The organism is Leyella stercorea, assembly GCF_021531355.1.
Classification (GTDB): domain Bacteria; phylum Bacteroidota; class Bacteroidia; order Bacteroidales; family Bacteroidaceae; genus Prevotella.
In genome coordinates this window covers 14,242-34,318 of record NZ_JADYTS010000003.1, presented here as the reverse complement: position 1 = coordinate 34,318, position 20,077 = coordinate 14,242, and the positions used below count along the sequence as shown (strand labels likewise).

11 protein-coding genes are annotated in these 20,077 nt (G+C 51.7%); 5 read left to right on the top strand and 6 right to left on the bottom strand.

Annotated features, from left to right (window positions below; translation table 11 throughout):
• Positions 1-13 precede the first annotated feature (13 nt).
• The 3 genes from I6E38_RS01665 to I6E38_RS01655 all read right to left on the bottom strand — a co-directional run bounded on the left by I6E38_RS01665 (position 14) and on the right by I6E38_RS01655 (position 6,188).
• On the bottom strand, positions 14-1,399 hold the full coding sequence (locus I6E38_RS01665; protein WP_235392364.1) for a DUF5111 domain-containing protein: 1,386 nt from the start codon (positions 1,397-1,399) through the stop codon (positions 14-16).
• 85 nt (positions 1,400-1,484) lie between these two features.
• A complete protein-coding gene (locus I6E38_RS01660; RefSeq protein WP_235392363.1) occupies positions 1,485-3,146 on the bottom strand; it encodes a RagB/SusD family nutrient uptake outer membrane protein in 1,662 nt (553 codons plus the stop codon).
• A 63-nt stretch (positions 3,147-3,209) separates the two neighbouring features.
• Positions 3,210-6,188 (bottom strand): SusC/RagA family TonB-linked outer membrane protein, encoded by a 2,979-nt coding sequence (locus I6E38_RS01655; RefSeq protein ID WP_235392362.1) that lies wholly within the window; start codon positions 6,186-6,188, stop codon positions 3,210-3,212.
• Positions 6,189-6,525: 337 nt separating this feature from the next.
• Here I6E38_RS01655 and I6E38_RS01650 point away from each other — a divergent pair, with 337 nt between their 5' ends.
• Positions 6,526-9,927 (top strand): helix-turn-helix domain-containing protein, encoded by a 3,402-nt coding sequence (locus tag I6E38_RS01650; protein ID WP_235392361.1) that lies wholly within the window; start codon positions 6,526-6,528, stop codon positions 9,925-9,927.
• A 39-nt stretch (positions 9,928-9,966) separates the two neighbouring features.
• A complete protein-coding gene (locus I6E38_RS01645; protein ID WP_235392360.1) occupies positions 9,967-11,649 on the top strand; it encodes an RluA family pseudouridine synthase in 1,683 nt (560 codons plus the stop codon).
• Between the two features lie 64 nt (positions 11,650-11,713).
• Here the strand turns inward: I6E38_RS01645 and I6E38_RS01640 are convergent, their stop codons facing one another.
• On the bottom strand, positions 11,714-14,596 hold the full coding sequence (locus I6E38_RS01640) for a chondroitinase family polysaccharide lyase (protein ID WP_235392359.1): 2,883 nt from the start codon (positions 14,594-14,596) through the stop codon (positions 11,714-11,716).
• 133 nt (positions 14,597-14,729) lie between these two features.
• Here I6E38_RS01640 and I6E38_RS01635 point away from each other — a divergent pair, with 133 nt between their 5' ends.
• Both I6E38_RS01635 and I6E38_RS01630 read left to right on the top strand, forming a co-directional pair.
• Positions 14,730-15,761: a porin gene (locus tag I6E38_RS01635; RefSeq protein WP_235392358.1), complete on the top strand. Its 1,032-nt coding sequence runs from the start codon at positions 14,730-14,732 to the stop codon at positions 15,759-15,761.
• Between the two features lie 97 nt (positions 15,762-15,858).
• The gene (locus I6E38_RS01630; RefSeq protein ID WP_235392357.1) at positions 15,859-17,016 is read left to right on the top strand and encodes a CD0519/CD1768 family membrane protein; all 1,158 of its coding nucleotides are present in this window, start codon (positions 15,859-15,861) and stop codon (positions 17,014-17,016) included.
• A gap of 40 nt (positions 17,017-17,056) precedes the next feature.
• Here the strand turns inward: I6E38_RS01630 and I6E38_RS01625 are convergent, their stop codons facing one another.
• Both I6E38_RS01625 and I6E38_RS01620 read right to left on the bottom strand, forming a co-directional pair.
• Positions 17,057-17,719 carry a DUF4476 domain-containing protein gene (locus tag I6E38_RS01625; protein ID WP_235392356.1) on the bottom strand — a complete coding sequence of 221 codons (663 nt, stop codon included), beginning with the start codon at positions 17,717-17,719 and terminating at the stop codon, positions 17,057-17,059.
• A 145-nt stretch (positions 17,720-17,864) separates the two neighbouring features.
• A complete protein-coding gene (locus I6E38_RS01620) occupies positions 17,865-18,989 on the bottom strand; it encodes an AAA family ATPase (RefSeq protein WP_235392355.1) in 1,125 nt (374 codons plus the stop codon).
• A 202-nt stretch (positions 18,990-19,191) separates the two neighbouring features.
• On the opposite strand from I6E38_RS01620, the gene I6E38_RS15385 reads away from it, so the two are divergent.
• Positions 19,192-20,076: a patatin-like phospholipase family protein gene (locus I6E38_RS15385; RefSeq protein ID WP_303645737.1), complete on the top strand. Its 885-nt coding sequence runs from the start codon at positions 19,192-19,194 to the stop codon at positions 20,074-20,076.
• Position 20,077 lies beyond the last annotated feature (1 nt).

Sequence of the window (20,077 nt, the reverse complement as noted above, 5' to 3'; positions counted from 1 at the left end):
TGTCGTTTATTAGTTATTCGTATTTCCAAGTCATGGTGTTGAGGTCGGCAGTGACTGTAAACTCTGTCTCGCCATTCTCTTCACCGAACCAAATATCCCAAGCTGTGCCGTCCGAAGTCAGCTTGAACTGCTCGCCATCGGCACCATACCATGTCTGCTTATCGTCCTTTCCGTCGCCTACAAAGATAAAGCGGAAGTTCTCCCAAGCGCTCGGTTTGTATTTGCAGGTATAGACACCGTCGCTCACCTTGGTCATAACGGCAAGGAGTGAGCTGCCGTCTTTTGTGAACATGCAGAGCGTGTTGCTTGCCTCTGGTTCTGGAGTTGAGTTGTCGCCAGACTCTATTGAGTAAGTCAATTCGCTCTTCTCGCCCACCTTAACGGTGATGGTGTATGTGCCAGCCTTACTGATGTTCACACTACCCGCAGCATCCGAATCGGTCATCTTGCCATCGGCGAGAGTGTAGTTCAATGTCTTGGCTACAGCAGCGGCATCATCGGTGTCGGTAGCTTTGCTGTATTCGGCACCCGTAGCAGCAATGGTGATAGGCGAGTTGTCGGCAGTTGTCGTTACAACCTTCACCCAAGCATAGTTAGGAGCATCGTAAGTCATGTCCTCACCGTTCAGCTTCACTGTTTTCAAGAGAGTTGCCTTCCATTCCTTAGCCTTTGTGTCGATCACGGTGTAGTAGATGCCAGCAACACCGGGGAACCAGAAGTTCCATGCGCTCTCGGTGTTGTCGATGGCGAAGGTGCCGTCTGTAGCCGAGTTGCCCCATACGGTTCCATCGTTCTCTTTACCATAGAAGTTGAACCATGCCGATGCGTTCATATAACCGGTGTATATTCCGTCAGATGCGGGCGAGTAGAGATGGGTCAGCACATTGTCCTTATCCTTGTCCAGAATGTTTATGTAGCTCATGTCGATGAGATACGGTGTCACATTAACCTGACATACGTTGCTGTAGGCAGCATCCATATTGGCGCCCATCTGACTCTTGATGCGGAAATAAAGAGGTGCGCTCTCGCCTGGAGTCAATCCCAAATCCTTTGCCACAGCATTGAGGTCGGTGCCCACGAAAGCCTTCGACAGATTGCTGACGGTATACTCTTTCACCGTCTCGAAGTCCTCTGAGGCTGAAGCCTGGAGATAAGTGAGCAGCGTGCCGTTGCCTGCCGGCTTAGTGTCGTCGCTCGAAAGCAATGTAGGGTTTTGCCAAGCCATCGACAGCACGATGTCCTTGCTGTTGTCGACCGACAGCTTAACGTCCGATGCCGATGCCATCAAATTGGATGCCTTGAAGCCATCCAAGTATATCTTGTCGCCACTCTCGTCGCAACTCACCAAGGCGATGAGTGCGCAGAGAAGCATAATCAAGTTTCCAAATATCTTTTTCATGTTTTATGTAAATTGAACTTTATGATTAGTAATTAATCTATAAAACTATAGGATTCTTCACTTTTCACTCTTCACTTTTCCCTTTTTAGTATCCTTCATTATGAAGATTGGGGTTGGCAGTAAGCTCGGTGTTAGGTATAGGATAGATGTTGTACTTGCTATCTACAGCCTGACCGTCGTGGCTGCCACCCTTCCACTGCCATACGTACTTGCTCGTAGTGAACTCGCCGAAGCGAACCAAGTCAGTGCGGCGGTAGCCCTCATGATACAGCTCGCGGGCACGTTCGTCGAGTATGAATTGTAGAAGAGCGTCGTTGTTGTCGAAGTTGTTAGCCCATACATCCGTATTGCCGGCACGCTCACGCAGCTGGTTTATCCAGTAGATAGCGCCCTGCTTGCGCGAAGCAATCACCGTAGGGTCGGTAGCATCAGTACCGCCAGCCCAGTTGTCCCAGTCGCCACCTGTGCGAACCACGCACTCGGCATACATCAAGTACACATCGGCAAGGCGGAAGAGCGGAAAGTCGGTCTCCACACCGTCGTTGGATGAATTAGAAGCTGTTGTGCCGTCGTCCTTCACATTGCTCCACTTCTCCGAGAGATAGCCAGCGTTTTCGTCGGTCATGCTTGTTATGTCCTTGCTCTGTCCGTTGGTGAAGAACTTGCAGCGCTTGTCACCATTGCCGTCGATGTCGGTCTGTGTGAACTTGTCGACAAACTCCGGACGCAGACGGAACGAACTCCAGCCATTTGTAGCGCCGAAGTCAGCAACATTCTGATTGGCATTCGACATGCTCAGCTGTCCGCAAACCAAGTAGGTAGAAGCACCCCAGCTCACAGTATGCTCAGCGCTTACGGGCAGAGCGAAGATAATCTCGTTGGTGCGCTTATGGTTGTCGGCATTGAACAGTTTGCTATAGTCCGACTCAAGCGAGTAGCCCATGTTCATCACCTTCTCGCAAGCCTCCTTACACTCGGCATACTTAGCCACGCCAGTATAGGTCTCGCTGTTGAGGTAGAGCTTGGCAAGCAGAGTGTAGGCAGCGCCCTGCGAAGCCTGGCCATAAGGACATGTAGAGGCAGGAAGCATGTCGCCTACGCAGTCCTTCAGTTCGCTTTCGATATAGTCGAAGGTCTGCTGTGCGGTGTAGCGTGGAGGAATATAGCTGCCCACGGGGTCGTTCTCGGTCACCATAGGGATGTTGCGGAAGAAGTCGAGGGCGTGATAGTAGAACAGTGCGCGCATAAAACGTGCCTCAGCCTTATACACCTTCATCTTCTCAGCGTCAGCACCCGAGAAGTTGGCGCTGTTGGCATTGCGCAGGAATTCGTTGCAGAGTGCGATGTTGTAATATATACGATAGTACATGTCAGACACCCAAGCGTCGTTGGCATCCCATGAGAGATAACTCAGTCCGGTGGTCTGCTCGCCAGTGAGCCAGGTAGAGGCAAACTCATCGGTTCCGCACTCCTGCAGATTGATAAACATACGCATATAGTCGAAACCGTTGCCAGCGTTCAGTACAGACTCCATGTCTTTGTTGTCGCCGCCTTTGCCTTGACCGCTCGTTACCATTGAAGCGTATATCTTGCCAAGCACCGCTTCGTAGTTGGCCAGTGAAGTATAGACATCCTTCGAGGTGGTTTCCGTCTTAGGATATTGGTCGAGATCGGAAACACAACTTGTAGTGCCGGTCAGCACCGCAGTTCCCATCATCACGCCGTATAATATATTCTTTAGTTTCATTATAGTTTTCTTTTTAGTATTTAAAGCATTAGGATTCTTCACTCTTAATTCTTCACTCTTCCCTTAGAACTGCAGTCCGAGGCTGAGTGAGTAAGTGCGTGGACGTGGGTAGAACGAGTTGTCCATTCCGTTGGGCACCTCAGGGTCGGCTCCCGAGTATCCCGTGATTGTGAACACATTCTGAACCATAGCCGACACGGTGAGCGATGCCCACTTGCTTATCTTGCCCACGTTGTAGCTGAGGCTGAGATTGTCGAGTTTAAGGAACGAAGCGTTCTCCACATAGTAGTCCGACAGATACTGGCGGGTCTTGAATCCGGTCTTCAGGAAGCTTGCGTTGAGGTTGTTGAGCTGTGAGTTGTTGTAGCTCACGGTCTCCCATGCGCCAGCGTTCATAGCCATTCCGTTATATACGTAGTTGCCGATGTTGGCGCGGAAGCTCATGCCCAGCGTAAGCTGTTTGTAGCGGAGCGAAGTGCTGAGACCCATAATATATTTAGGAGCGGGCGAATGATAGCGGTAGAGGTCGGCTTCGTTTATCTCGCCATCCTTGTTAAGGTCGGCATAAGCGCCTTCGATTGGCTTGCCCGTCTCGCGGTTGTAGAGCTGATGATATACATAGAACATGTACGGTTCGTAGCCCTCAGTGAGTACCTGGAACTGATAAGCATCGATCGACGGGCCCACCTTGACATTGGTCTGGTTGCCACCCTTGGTGAGCGAGAGGTTCTTCACCTTCATGTTCTGCCATGTGAAGTTGTAGCTCAGGTTCCACTCCCAGTCCTTAGTCTGGATAGGTGTAGCGTTGAGCGAAACCTCAACACCCTTGCTGTCCACATTGCCCACATTGGTGAGGATTGTCTTCGAGAAGTTGGTGCCGGCTGCTGTCGGTACCGAAGCGAGCAGGTCCTTTGTCTTACGTGTATAGAAATCGACAGCTCCAGTGAGTCTTCCCTTGAGGAATCCGAAGTCAACACCGAAGTTCCAAGATGATGTTGTCTCCCATTTCAGATTCTCTACGTATGCCTCCGGGCGATAAGTTTTGATGTACTGTCCGTTGATGAGCGCCTCGGCACCAGTCACACTCGAAGTGTAGACGGGCAGATAGTTGTAGTTGCCGATGCCTTCCTGCTGGCCCGTAACACCGTACGAGGCGCGGAGCTTGAGGTTGGAGAGCACCTTGTTGTCCTTCAGCCACGGCTCCTCGGTCAATGTCCAGCCCAATGCTACTGACGGGAAGGTACCCCAACGGGTGTCCTTAGAGAATCGTGAAGAAGCGTCGCGACGAACAGTAGCTGTAAGGAGATACTTACCGTCGAACGAATAGTTCAGACGACCGTAGTACGACAGCATCACGTGGCGATAGTCGGAAGCCTTCACTGTAGACAGCGTTGTGCCTGCTCCACTCTTGGTATAATAAAGAGGTGTGGTGCTCTTCCAGTACTGATAGTCGTAACCGGCGGTGAGGTCTACGTTGCTCTTAAGCTCGTCGAAGTACTTGGCGTAGTTGGCATAGAGAGTGAGCAGACGGTTCTCGTTCTTCTGCGGACCATACTTGTAGTCGCTACCGCTCAACGACTCGTCCTTGTTGAATGCCTGGGCTGCATATCCCGGCACATAGATGGTGCCGTCGCCCTTGGCATAGTCGGCTCCGACAGTGGCGTGGAACTTGAGTTCGGGCAGGAAGTGAACCTTATAGTCTACGTCCATCGAACCGATGAAGCGGCTCACCTTGCTCTTCGAATCATATAGGTCAACCAGTCCGCGAGGGTTTCTCACACCAGCATTCACGGGATAACCGTCGGCATCGAGAGCCTCGTTGAATCCGCCGTAGCTATTATTGCCAGAATAAACGGGTATGGTGGGGTTGAATGTTGCGGCTGCCCAGACGGCTCCGCCATTATTAAACGAGTTGTTGTTGAGCGTTCCCTTGGCGTTGATGGTCAGCTTCAGGTGATCCTGGAAGAAGCTTGGGGTGAGCACAACGTTGCCCGTCCAGCGCTCCACATTGTCCTTGCGTACCAATCCGCTCTGGTTGAAATAGCCCACCGACACGCGGAACGGCAGCCACTTGCCCATGCTACCGCTGACGCTCAAGTTGTTGTCGGTGCCGAAAGCAGTGCGATAAACCTCGTCGTTCCAGTCGGTATTGGCATCGCCCAAGAGCGACTTCTGGTTGTCGGTGCCATATTGGTTGATAACGTTCACAAATTGGTCGCGGCTCAGCATTTCCACCATCTGGGCGCGAGTCTGGATGCTATTGGTAGTGTTGAAGTTGACCTTCACGCCTCCCTGCTGTCCCTTCTTTGTGGTGATGATTATTACACCGTTCGACGCACGCGAACCATAGATGGCTGTCGACGAAGCATCCTTCAGCACAGTCATGCTCTCGATGTCGGCCGGATTGATCATGCTGAGGAAGTTGTCGCTATTGCCCGAGATTCCGCCATGCTCCAAAGGCACACCGTCGAGCACGATAAGCGGGTCGTTAGAAGCGTTCAATGAAGCACCACCACGTACGCGAATAGTGCTACCTGCCGATGCCGAACCGGAGTTCGACATGATCTGAACACCCGAAACCTTGCCATTGATGAGCTGCTCAGGCGACGAAATAGAGCCCTTGTTGAAGTCCTTGGCACTGACAGTTGCCACCGAACCCGTAAGATCGCTCTTGCGTGCGGTACCATAACCCACCACCACAACCTCGCCCAACTGACGGTCGTTGGAGTCGAGTGTGATGTTGATTACGTCGCCGTTGAGCTGCACGGTTTTGGCTATATAACCAATATAAGATACTGTGATTTGCTTGGTTCCTGCCGGAACGACGAGAGTGTAGTTGCCGTCGAGATCGGTCACGGCACCCGTTTTGCCTCCGTCCAATGTGATGGTGGCGCCCATAAGCGGTTCTTTGTTATTGGCGTCGGTGATGCATCCTTTGATGGTGCGGTTCTGCGCCTGCGCCGAAAGCGATGCTACCGAGAGAACACCGGCCAGAAGCAACGCAAAGAAACGGCTACATTTGTTTCCTTTTGTTTGGTTCATGTTGAAAACGTTTAGGTAAATTATGGTTTTAAATTTTAATTCCTTACGGTAGAGAATTTTTCACTTTTCCCTTTTCACTTATTCACTTGAAGATTTGAAACGGATAGGTTTTTCGTCGGTTGCAAAATTACGACAGTTGATAAAAACACCGCATTACATATTGGACAAAAGACAAAACAAAACAGACAAAAACGCCCGCAAACGCCCATAAACAAAGGGTTTGGCAAAAATGTAAAGAGCAAAAGACCGAAATGTCTTCCGTGTCTGACATTTTTTTTGTAATTTAACGCCGTGAAACAAAAACATAAAAAATACACCATAATCCACTAACGTTGGAATGAAGAATTTACTTTTTACCTTTATCCTTACACTACTCTCAGCGCTGACTTCAGCCCAGACCTTCAGCAATATATCCATTGCCGAGGCATCGACCGTGTGCTCCATTGCACAGGACGAGCAGGGAATGGTATGGCTCGGCACTGAGGGCGGACTATACTCGTACGACGGCTACCGCACCATACCGCACAACACTTCTGCCAACGGCACTACGATAGCCACACGCATACACTCGATGCTCGTCAGCCACAACATCATATATATGGGAACGGAGCGCGGACTGCTCGTATACGACATACGAAGCGGACGCTACAAGCAACCCCTCGGTCAGTCGCCCAAGGACATTCGTGCCGTGGCTATGCACGAAGGACGCCTATGGATGGGCAGCGCGACGGGACTGTACAGCTGCAGCCTCGCCGCCAACGACATACGTCTGGAGAACCGACAGTTGCAGAACGTGTACTCGCTGCTGTCCACCCCTCGCGGACTGCTTGTCGGAACCTTAGGCGGACTGGCGCTACGCTTGCCCAATGGCAGCGTGCGCCGCATATCAATAGGCAACAGTCCGCAGCCGCTCGTCAACGCTCTCGCCCCCGACCGTGGCACCAATGACGTGTGGATAGGCACCGAAGGCGCGCTCTTCCGTTACGACTGGCACACATTACAGCCCGTAGCGCCGCTCACTGGCAACTCCATCAAGTCGCTTGCATTGCACGGCGACAACATATATGCAGGCACAGACAACGGAATGTTCATATATAACAAGGTAACAAATGCCGTGCGCCATGCTCTGCACGACTCGCGCTCGGCTCGCTCCATAGCCAACAACATAGTGTGGGCGGTGTTCAGCGACCGCTGGGGCAACCTCTGGGCTGGCACCGACCAGGGCGTGTCGCACATACAGCAGCGCCCATTCTACACCTACACTCCGCTCAGCGACATCACACGTACGGGCGACGGCAACTGTCTGCATCTCATATTCCGCAGCACAGACAATATGCTGTGGCTCGGCGGCACCAACGGACTCATCGGCTACAGCGCACGGCATGGATTCCTGCCCGATGCGGGTGCCGACATGGCGTGGTATCGGCAGACCTCAACTACACACTATATGTCGCACAACCGTGTGCGCCGTGTCTATTCAGACCGTGAAGGCCGTGTGCTCGTATGCACCGACCACGGACTCAACATATACAATCCGCAGACACGACAGATGCGCAACGTCGTGGTGGTAGACCACTCGCGACGCTACAGCACGGCGTGGGCTTACGACGTTGTGGACGACGGAATGGGACGCTACTGGATATGCTCGTATATGGGAGGCGTTTTCGTGGTGGCTAAGCAGAAGCTGCTCAACGCCACCGATGGCGTGGTAGTAGCCGACCGACATCTGCTCTCGCAGTTGCAGGGCATACACGTGTGGCAGCTCGTCAGGGACGGACGCGGCCGCATATGGGCGCGAATGTACGACCGCGGACTCGACCGTATCGACCCCAAGACGATGCGTGTGGAGCACGTCGTAGGCAAAGACCGCATCATCAACGACCTTGCTGCCGACCGCGAGGGCAACCTCTGGGCGGCAATGGATGGTGAGATACGCCGCTTCGGAATCTCTGCCGGCGCCGACCGCAGCTTCAGCATAGCCGGATATGGAGACGAAGCCTCTGCAATGCTGTGTCAGGTAGAGGGCGACATGTGGGCTGTCATGGGCAACGACTGCTGCATATTGCGTGCCGACGGAACATCGCTACGCTTCGCCGTGCCCGGATTCCGTCCGCTTGCCATCTGTTACGACCGCGTGTCAGGCAGCGTTCTGCTTGGCGGCAACGACGCTGTGGTGAGCATACCCACTGCCCGTATGAACGAGAAGCGGCAGCACAGCCACATGTTCATGTCGGGCATGATGGTCGACGGCAAGTCGTTTGTACCCGAAGAGGGTAGCACGGCATATCTGTCGGCAGTGACGCTCGCCTCCACACAGAACAACGTCACGTTCCAACTGTCCGACCTTCCCTTCTCGGGACAGCAACCCTGCGTGTACGCCTATCGTCTGAAAGGCATCGACCGCACGTGGCAATACATGCACGGCGAGCGCCACGAGATAAGCTACAACGCCCTTCCTCCGGGCAGCTATACGCTTGAAGTGCGCCAGATTGATGCCTTGGGCGAAGCCAGCGACGACGTGCTCAGCTATGGCGTTACCATCCTTCCGCCATGGTACTGGTCGCTGTGGGCTAAGATTGTTTATCTGCTTGTGATTGCAGCATTGCTCGTGTGGATAATGAACTTCTACATGATGCGACGCCGTCTGCACGAGGAGCGTGCCGCCAAGGAGCGCATCATGCAGGAGTCGGCAGCACGCTCGCAGTTCTTCGACAATCTGTCGAGACAGATCAAGCAGCCGCTCGGCTCGCTGTTCGGCTCGGTGCTCGACATGCTTCATGCCGAAAAGGACACCAGCGGCGTGCGTCGACTGGAGCAGATGCGCCACGACGTAGTTGACATGAACATGCTTGTGTATAAGGCTCTCGACGTGCAGCAATCCAAAACCGACTCCGACTATACACCGAAGACAACGCTCGACATCGTTGATTTCTGCCGACGCGCAGCCGACGATGCACGCTCGCGCTACGGCAAGGCGGTGGAGATTGACTATCGCACCGATGTGCCTACTGCCTACGTGTGTGTCGACGTGGTGCGCCTGCAGCCCGTACTGGCTGAGCTTATCGACTTCGCCGTCAACAACCGCACCGACGACGAGCCCCTACACCTGACCCTTACAGCCGACGACAAGAGGGTGAAGCTGAACGTGTCGATACCCGGCATGACGATACATCAGACCGACATACCGTTTGTGTTCAACCGCTACTACTCAGTAGCCGACAACAGCAAGCCCGACTCCACCAACACGCTCGCCCTCGTTCGTGAATTTGCCGAGCAGCAAGGGGCGCTGACAGCAGTGGAGAGCACCGACAACCTTACCGTCGTGACTATCGGCTTTGCACCTGCTCAGACAGCCTCAACGTCAACTCAGCACGCTGGCAGCGACACCGCAACACCAAAAGACATTGACATCGACACTGCCGACGCTCGTCTGCTCGCCAAGATTACAGACACCGTAGAGGCGCATATAGCCGACTCCGACTTCAACGTTACGCGCCTCCAGGAATTGCTCGGACTGGGTTCGAAGCTGCTCTATCGCAAGGTGAAGCAGATGACGGGCAAGACTCCCGTTGAATTCATTCGCCATATACGCATGCAACGCGCCGCCATCATGCTGCGCGAGGGACGGTTCTCGGTGTCGGAGGTGATGTATATGGTGGGATTCTCCAACTCAAGCTATTTCTCAAAAGTGTTTCAGAAAACCTACGGCATCACGCCAAATGAGTATTCACGTGGGTAGACAAAGCATGTCTACTCGTCTACTCGTCTACTTGTCACTATGAATAAAATCGTACATCATTTAAATACCGACATACAGCCACCCCACCAGTTCACCTTCCCGTTTTGCTACGAGCCGCATCCGCTATGCCGCCTTGCCGCCGCCGAAGTCGAGCACCACATCGTCGAGTCGGGCGTATGGCAGGGCGAGACGAGTTGTGGCAAAATGTTCGGTGTACTGGTGGTGAGATACGAATTAGGAGTTAGGAATTACGAATTAGGAGTTAGGAGTTGCGAGTTAGGATTTATTGCCGCTTACTCCGGATTGCTTGCCGGACGCAACGACTGGGCTTACTTTGTGCCACCCGTATTCGATGCCCAACAGCCCGACGGACACTTTAAGGTGACCGAACGCAGCATATCCGACATCAACAGAGAGATAGACTGCATACGCCATTCGGATGAATACAAGCGTGTCAAAGCCGAAGAAGCGGCGCTGCGACAGAAGGCTGCCGACCGTATTGCTGCCATGAAGCAGCACATAGCAAGCGCCAAGGCTGAGCGCGACCGCCGTCGCAGCGATGCCCAGGCAGGACTCGTGCACATCAGCGAGGCTGAAACGGCTGCCATGACGCGCGAGAGCCAGACGCTGAAAGCCGACCTGCGCCGACTGAAACAACGTCTCGACATGGAACTCTCGGCTGCCCATGCCCTTACATTTCAATACGACGAGCGCATAGCTGCATTGCGACAGCGCCGCCGCAGCATGAGCGACGAACTGCAACGGTGGCTCTTCATGCAATACCGCATGCTCAACGCGCGTGGCGAAGAGCGCAACCTCATCGACATATTCAGCACCACCACACACGGCATTCCACCAGCCGGGGCTGGCGACTGCTGCGCACCCAAACTGTTGCAGTATGCCTACAGCCACGGACTACAGCCCGTGTGCATGGCTGAATTCTGGTGGGGCGAGTCGCCACGGCAGGAGATACGCCATCATCTGAGCTATTATCCCGCATGCCGTTCAAAGTGTCTGCCCATACTGACGCACATGCTTCAGGGGCTCGACGTAGAACCCAATCCGCTCACAGCGACCGCATCGGAAGAGCTGAAGATAGTGTATGAGGACGACGCAATATGCGTTGTCGACAAGCCGGCAGGCATGCTCTCGGTGCCGGGCAAGGACAATGTGGAGAGCGTAGAGTCGATAATGCGCCAGCGTTGGCACCAGTATGACGGCAATCCGATAATGGTGCACCGGCTCGACCGCGACACCAGCGGACTGATGGTTGTAGCCCGTACCCTCGAAGCCTATCATTCCTTGCAGCAGCAGTTTGCCTGCCGCACCGCAGCCAAGCGCTACGAGGCTGTGCTCGACGGCGTTCCTGCCTTGCAGCAGGGCACCATCAGTCTGCCCCTGATGCCCGACATAACGGATCGTCCGCGCCAACGTGTCGACATGGAGCATGGCAAACCGTCGGTCACCACATATCGTGTCGTAAGCACACAAAACCATCGCACCCTCGTATGGCTATTTCCCCACACGGGGCGCACACATCAGTTGCGCGTACACTGTGCCCACCCTCTCGGACTCGCCACCCCGATACTCGGCGACCCGCTGTATGGACGCGGAACGGCGGCACCCAGAATGTATCTGAATGCCGCCGAACTTGAAATCACTCACCCCGTTACGGGGCGTAGAATGCAATGGAAATCGGAGTCAGCCTTTCCATTTTATTAGTGCCTTACCTCCTGCATAGCACATCACTCCTCTCCCTACGGGGAGGGGCTTCCAGGGTAGGGCTTTATCCCTTAATCATCCTAAACTCCACCGGCTGACCGTGCTGGCAAGTCACAGTGAGAGTTGTCTCCGTGGCTGTGGTCTGTACCTTTACCTTGTCGTTAGGCTGTGCCAGGTTCCACTTGCCCTTCATCACAATCTTCTTCACGATGGGTCGGCTTGGTTCCTTAGTGGTGAATGTCTTCTCCGAGATATTCAGGTTAGGGTCGCACACGCTCATCACGACACCCTTGTCCGAAGCCTTCTGCATCACCATTGTCTCGGCAGGGATCAGACTGAACAGCTTGTCGCCTTGCGGCTGATAGGTGTCGAAGGCAGCGTAGGCTGTGATACCCGTGAGCTTGTCCGTCACAACGTGGGCAGTGTTGTCCTTGCAGAGTATCTGATAAGGCGCCTTGCTGCGGGCAGCGTCAAGTTCCTGCTTGGTGGGCTGTACGAGTACCAGATATTCGTATGAGGCATCCTTGGGCGACACACCGTGGTTGATATATGCCGAGGCAAACGTTCCTTGAGTTGGCTTGCGGGTCTTCTCGTGGCACGACTCCTGCTCGGCTATCTGCACACGGACGTCGCCTGAATTGAAGATGTAGTAGTTGTTGTAGCCGTCCTGAATGCAGTGTGCCTTGCCGTCGTTCAGCTCCATGCTGAAAGCGGCATCCTTCAGCTTACCGTCAACATAAATGTCGCTCTTGCCCTTAGTGAATGTGCTCTGGAAGAGAGTGGTCTCGGTAGGATAAGAGGCATTGCTATTGTTGATGCCGGTGCCGAGACAAACCATACGGTTGTCGAAACAGAACACCGACTTACGTGCTACGAAGTCGGGAGTGAAGTTCTTCATCTTGCGCTCCATTAGCTTCATGGCAAACATACCGTTCATTCCCTCAAGCGAACTCGTTCCGGAGAAGTTCTCCTTGCTGTGTGCCATAGTAGTGCCGGGAAGCGGACTGTCGAGCATATCGAACGGCAGATGAATGGTAGTGGTACCGGGCAGGCGGTTCCAGTCCCAACCATTCTCGTCAAAACCGCTCGCCTTACGCGACGGATAGCCCATAATCTGTACCGAGCCGTAGCTCTGGTAGCGGCCGTAGCGGTTGTCCTTCTTGTATATCTCCGAACCCCACACGTCGGTGGTGTAGCCCTTCAGCGTCACCATCCAGTCGCTGCGGCGGAAGATGCCTGCCGAACCGTAGTTGTACACGAAGAATCCCTGCGGAGCCTTGGCAGGCTTGATGCCCTCCTTACGGAAGTAGGCAGCTTCGGGAGTGTTCTTCTTGCAGAGGCGCAGATAGTCGGCTGCAAGATGATGGTCGAACTTGTTGCCTTCGCCCGAGAGGTCGCCGGCAAGTGCCAGATATGCAAACGAGGCTATGTCGTCGTCCTTCATCGACGAGCCGAACGGATGGCGGCCACTGATGCCTACGCCCCACTCGTACATGTTGCTGTAATTGCGCATTGAGAGGAAAGCCTGCTTCAGCACCTGACGAGCCTCAACCGTAGGCACGTAACGAGTATGGTTGGTGAGCGAGATGTACTGGCCTATCATGGCAAGCACGCCCGTAGTGTAGGCAGGATAGAAACCGCCATGATGGAAGGTGGTGCCGTCGACCTTGATGCCGCCTATTGTTCCGGGAGTATACTGAAGTGTTCCGCTGAGCCAACGTGTCAGTCCGGCAAGGGCACGGGCACGTTCGCACGGATTGACCATAAGCAAAGACGATACGGTCTTTGCCATGAGCAGAGTGTGCCACGAGTCGAGCAGCTCGTCACGTCCTGCTTTGGCAGGGACGCGAGTCTCCTGCAATGCCGACCAGAAGATGAGTGCCGAGAGTATGTTGTCGCGATTCTTCGAACGCCATATAGCATCGCGCATGAGCCATGCGGTGTTGTACACGCGGCGAATCTGATAGCCGTAGTGATGGTTGGTGCCCATTCCGCTGCCGAAGGCGAATCCCTGATTGATGGCATAGTCCCAAACGAGGAAGTAATTATTGGATGCCTCAGCCGAGTGATTGCAATAGGCGTCAAGAGCAAAACCTGCAAGCATGTCCTCAACATCATTGAGAGTTATCTCGCCATTCTTGCGATTGAGTTCATCGGGGGCTACAATCGGAGCACCGGTGAAGCCGTCGCCGCTCTTGCGTATATTCACTTTCTTGAATGTAGCGTAAGCTTTCTCTACCTGTTTCTTTGGAGCTACGCGCACGTTGAGAGCCTCAGTGAGTCGCTTTTCAACAGTTGCGAGGTCTTGCTTCTCGTCGGCTGTCAGCTGCTTGGCCAAAGGAATGTCGTACTTGTACTGTTCCCACTGCCACACACGGCACCAGTGCCAGAGGTCGCGATAGGTCAGCGAATTGTTGCTGGGCATCTGAAGGTCGGGAGTGGTGCGGTCGTTTATCTTCTTCACTGGGAAGGTGAGGCGGTCGAGATATACCCTACCCTTGCGCTCGGGAGCAATGATGCGGTAGCCGGCAACGTTATGGTTCTTCTTGTCGCCCTGCATGTTTTTGAAGCCAATCCAGCAGGCACGCCATCCGGCAGAATAAAGGCGGAAAGCAAACCGATAAGATACGTCGCCGTTGGGGGCGTAGAATTCGAATCGCAACGAGTCGCTTTGCTGCCGCTCGTTGTATATCCATAACATTATGCCGCCAGCGTCGTTCGCAGCGAAGGGTTTTTCAGCAGCAACGTCAATCACGCTGCCTGGTGTGAAATTCCATTCCAAGCTCTTCGCACCTTCCTTATAATAGGCTGTAGAAAGGGTGAGTTCCTGGGGATTCGTGCATTTGAAGTTTTGCGGAATCCGGTCCTCAAACCCTACGAATTGGGCTGAAGCCGCAGCGCTGAACGATAATAAGAACAATAGCAATTTTAAGATCTTCTGTGTCATAGTAAATTGGTTAGATACGGTAATTTATTATTTATATCACAAAATTACAAGATATTTCTGACAAATCAAATTTATTTATTACTTTTGCAATGTTAATAATAACCCAAAATCTATTAAACTAATTATTCATTATATGAGACCATACCATGTCCTCATTGCGGGTTTGCTCAGTGTGGCAACACCATCGCTTGCCGATGGCGAATTCAAGCCCAGCGTAAACATCGACCTTCAGACTCGCGTGAGTTATCTTAACGACCGCGTCGACCACCAGATACGCCACGATGCCTCGGGATTCAAAGGCGACTACTTTATGTTCAGCGTAAGCGGACAGATTACCGACCGCCTCACCTACTCTTGGCGTCAGCGCATCAACCAAAAGAAGAACGAAAACGACCGATTTGACGGCACCGACTGGGTATATCTCGACTATAAGCTGAGCAACCACTGGAACGTAGCAGCCGGTAAGCAGGTGGCTATGGTAGGCGGATATGAGTACGACCGCTGCCCTATCGACATATACCTCGCTTCGGAATTCTGGAACAACATCGCTCCGTTCCAGTTTGGCGCCAGCGCTACATATACTACCACCAACGGCAAGAGCCGTTTCACCGGTCAGGTGACACAAAGCCTATTCAACACTCCTGCCAACCGCGACATGATGGCTTATCATCTGCACTGGGCAGGCAACTATGGCTGGCTCAACACTCTCTATTCGGCAAATATGATTGAGTATATGCCCGGTAAATTTATCTCGTACATTGCCCTCGGCAACAAATTCAACGCAGGCAATGCTTCTCTGGAACTCGACTTTATGAACCGTGCGGCAAGCCATCAGACTTACTTCTTCAAGGACTGTTCGGTGATGGCGCGCCTCGACTACCGTCTTATTCCGCATCTCGGACTGTTCGGCAAGTTCGCTTACGACGTGAACCGCACCGACACCGAAGCTGACAAGTGTGTGTTGCCGGGCACTGAGATGACTGCCTACGGCGGTGGATTGGAATACTTCCCCACAAAGGGCAAGCCCGACGTGCGTGTAAGCCTTGCCGTATCGCACTCTACCGGCACCAACACCAACCCTGCCGGAACAATGAAAGACAATCAGACTACTGTGCGACTGGCATTCATAGCCAAACTGCATCTGCTGTCGTGGAAAAGCAAATAACCTAAGTTTCGCAAGCGAAAGAAGTTATTGGAAGTTATAGGAAGATAACTCGCTTCGCTCGTGAAGTTAATGGACAATGGTTAATAATTTATGAACTATGAGTAAGAACAATCAAAAAAGCAAGACACTCATTCCGAGCGGAGTGTGGTGCATCGCGTCAGTAATAGTCTTGTTCGGCTATCTGGGCATAATAATGGGCGTACCCAACATGCTCAACACAATCATGAAGACAGCCCACGACCTTTTGCTCAACACCGTGTTCTATCTGATGAGTATATGTGTGATAACGGGTGCCCTGGGCAGAGTGTTTGTGGAGTTTGGCGTGGTGGCTTTGCTTGAGCGCACGCTGCGTCCGCTGATGCGCCCTATATTCAATCTGCCCGGCGTGACATCGTTGGGCGCCGTGATGACATTCCTATCGGACAATCCCGCCATCATCTCGCTTGCCAACGACAAGCGCTTTGCAAGCTACTTCAAGAAGTACCAGTTCATATCGCTCACCAACTTCGGCACGGCATTCGGAATGGGACTGCTCGTCATAGTGTTCATGGCAAGCCAGGGATATTACGTCGCCCCGCTCATAGGACTTGTAGGAGCGTGCTGCGGATGCGTATGCTCCACACGGCTGATGCAGCGCTTCGTGCTCAAGGCCTATCCGCAATATGCCGTTGAGGATGCCGTATCGAAGGAAGATATAAAGGAAGAAGAGGAGGAAGACAAGAAGACCGAGAAGACCGTATTCATCCGTCTGCTCAACGCTATGCTCGACGGCGGACGCAGCGGTGTAGAGGTGGGCATTGCCATCATCCCCGGCGTGCTCATCATCTCTACCTTTGTGATGATATTTACGTTCGGTCCGGCTGTGGACGGAACGTACAACGGCGCTGCCTATCAGGGCGTAGAACTGCTGCCTTGGCTTGCCAATAAGATTGACTTCGTATTCGAGTGGCTGTTCGGATTCCACGACCCGCACCTCGTAGCCTTCCCGATTACTGCTCTCGGAGCGGTAGGTGCAGCCCTCAGTCTGATTCCGGGATTCATCACTCACGGATGGATTGACGGCAATGCCATAGCCGTATTCACGGCCATCGGTATGTGCTGGAGCGGATTCCTCAGCACCCATACCGCCATGCTCGACTCCATCGGCTATCGCGACCTTACACCCAAAGCCATCATGGCGCATTTCTGCGGCGGACTCGTAGCAGCCATCAGTGCCCACTGGATGTTCGCTCTGTATATGTGTGTTGCAGGATAAAAAAAGTAGCGGAGGTATGAGGCCTCCGCTACTTTTTTTATTACTGTCTTGAATTTCTTATAATCTCTCCTGCCTTTGATTTCTCGCTGTCGAATGTCAACACATTGTAGATGTCAGTGGCGTTCTGCGGGTCTACAATATGTGGAGCCATCATGCGGAGCACTCTGAGTTGCTTGTCGCCGAACGTAAAGAGCCTCATCATGCGGGCTGTCTGGGCACATGAATAGTAACAGCCGAGACTTGCCACCTCTATCAGGTCGAACTTGTTGTCGTCGAAGTTTGCATTCTTCACCTTGTTGTACAGTCGGCTGAAGGAGGCGTCGTCGAGACAGTAGCCGTAATAAATCGGACCGTCAGGACCTACTCCAGATGGAGGAAGAGTAGGTCGCTGATTGCAGCTTCCGATTTCGCTATTAGTGTTGTCATCCCAAAATTTAGTTTCATAAGCCACTACCCTACCGTTAAGGTCAAAGCCTACGACGATGCGCTTGCTCTCGCCTGTTAAGACATTCATCTTGTAGTACTCCCACTTGTCGCCGTAAGCGTCGAAGCTCGTGAGCTTCGGCTGTCCCAGTATGGCTATAACCTCCTGCTTGGTCATACCTCGCTCCACCGTCTTATTCACCTTTGCCGATGCCGAGAGGCATACCGCTAACATCATAAAGCTTGTGACTATAATTGCCATCCATTCATTTCTCTTCATAAGCAATATTCGTTTTATTGAAAGTTATTGTTTGCTTTATTTTTTTATGCTTGCAAAAGTAGCTTATTCATATCGGACAGAATGGAGAAAATTCCCTATTAGTTGAGGGGAAAATCCCTAAAAACAACGCTACTTATGCTACCAGCTACATCATTTCTCTTTTAAACCATAGTTCAAACACACAATCCGCAAGATATACGCCATCCTTCTCAATAGTAATAATCTCTTTGTCTATCAGACTTTTCTTTATGCGGTCGACATTCGACTTGCTGCCAAGGGGATATGACTCAGCGACCGATTGAGTGGTAAATCCAGAATGAATGCCATTACACAAAAGACGAATAAAGTTGAGTTGATAGGTAGTAAGCCCCTCCGTCTGTTGTATAAAGAGACTGCTGTTTTGCTCCAACAAGGCCTTCAGACCTTCTGTGAAACTCTCCTCATCAACCTCATTCTCCGTTTCAGCCATCACGTTCCATGCAAGTTGCTGCACATAAGAGGAATAGTTCCTAACTTCTTGACAGATTCTGCGGGCATACTCTTCGCTTATCTTCTTGCCAAACTTCTCAAATCGAGAACAAATAAAAGGCACCCAATATTCCGTTGGAATGCACTTGAGATGTAGCATTTCGCCAAACTGATAGAAAGGCATGCGACGACTTTGGAAAATGTTCTCCATCAGATGCTTCTTGCTGCCAAAGAAACAATAAGACACATTCTGATGGTGCTGCCAAACACCACGCAGTCGTTTTTGTATAGTCAGCGAATCGGGAAACTCCCCTATCTGCTGAAACTCATCAATACATACCACAAGTCTGATGCCCTGTTCCTTAGCTATACGTTCTGGAAGATCCAAGATTTCTTCTGGAGAATAATCCTTTGGCGTTATTCCCAATGAAACAGAAAACTCAGAATTAGGTTCTGGACTAAATGACAGCTTTGGCGAAATTCTAACCAAGAAACGCTTAATGTTCTCCATCACTTGCTCCAGATGATTGCCAGTGGATTTCATTATAGTTTCGGCAAATCGATTATAGAAATCGTATTCACTACGGCAGTCATATATATCCATATATACGATTTTAAGCATCGGATTGTCTATCTCCGAAATAACTTTTTTTATAAGCGAAGTTTTTCCCATGCGTCGTGGAGAAATGAGAATAACATTGATGCCATTTTCAAAATCAAGCTTGATGCGCTTGGTTTCTTCAATTCGGTCGGTGAAGTTGTTGCCACCTACCGACATACCATATACAAAAGCTTTTTCCATAACTTTCAGTCATTATTACTATTGCAAAGTTAAAGAAAAAAATAAAGTTCACAAAGTCGTGGACCACAACTTTGTGAACTTTCACAGAAATATTGTTATTCGGAGTTCATTCAGTTAAATCCCAAAAGGAAAATTATTGTGGATTGTAAATAATTTTCTATAACTTTGTGGACATCAATTAAAATAAAAGGAAGAATAAAAGATGACAAAGGAATATAACACCACACCACCCTCTGCGTCTTCCATAGGTCTTGTTCTTGAAGGAGGAGGCTTGAGGGCTATGTTCACAAGCGGTGTACTTGATGTCTTTATGCAGAACGGCATCAAGTTTGATGCCGCAGTAGGCGTTTCGGCTGGAGTTTTGTTCGGCTGCAACTACAAGTCCAACCAGCCTGGCAGAGCCTTGAGATACAATATCAGATTCAAGGACAATCCGGAATATATGAGCTGGAGGTCGTTGTTCCGTACTGGCAACTATGTCAACGAGCATTTCTCCTACCATCTGCTGCCATACGAGTACGACCCGATGGATTTCCAGGCTTACCGGGAGAATCCCATGAAGTTCTATGCCGTGTGTACAGACATAGACGAGGGCCTGCCCGTATATCATGAGATAGACGATGCCGACGGTATCGGATTGAGATGGATGCAGGCTTCTGCCTCAATGCCGATATTTGCGCGTCCGGTAGAGATTGACGGACGACACTATCTTGACGGAGGAATAACCGACAGCATACCCTTGAAGTTCATTCAAGCTAAAGGATACAGAAAAAATGTGGTGATTCTGACACAACCAGCCGACTACTACAAGAAGAAGGCACATGTAGGACTGGCAATGAAGATGTTTCTGAAGGAATATCCAAAGGTGGCGGAACTGATGTCAAGACGACATATCATGTACAACGACCAACTGGATTATATACATTCTGAATTTAAGAAAGGCGACACTTTCCTCATCTGTCCCGACGAAAGACTTGACATTGGCAGACTCAGTCTTAAAGAGGACAAGATGAGGAGGGTATATGAAGCAGGAAAGGAAAAAGCTATATCGCTTCTTCCACAGATAAAAGAGTTTCTGAACACTTGAA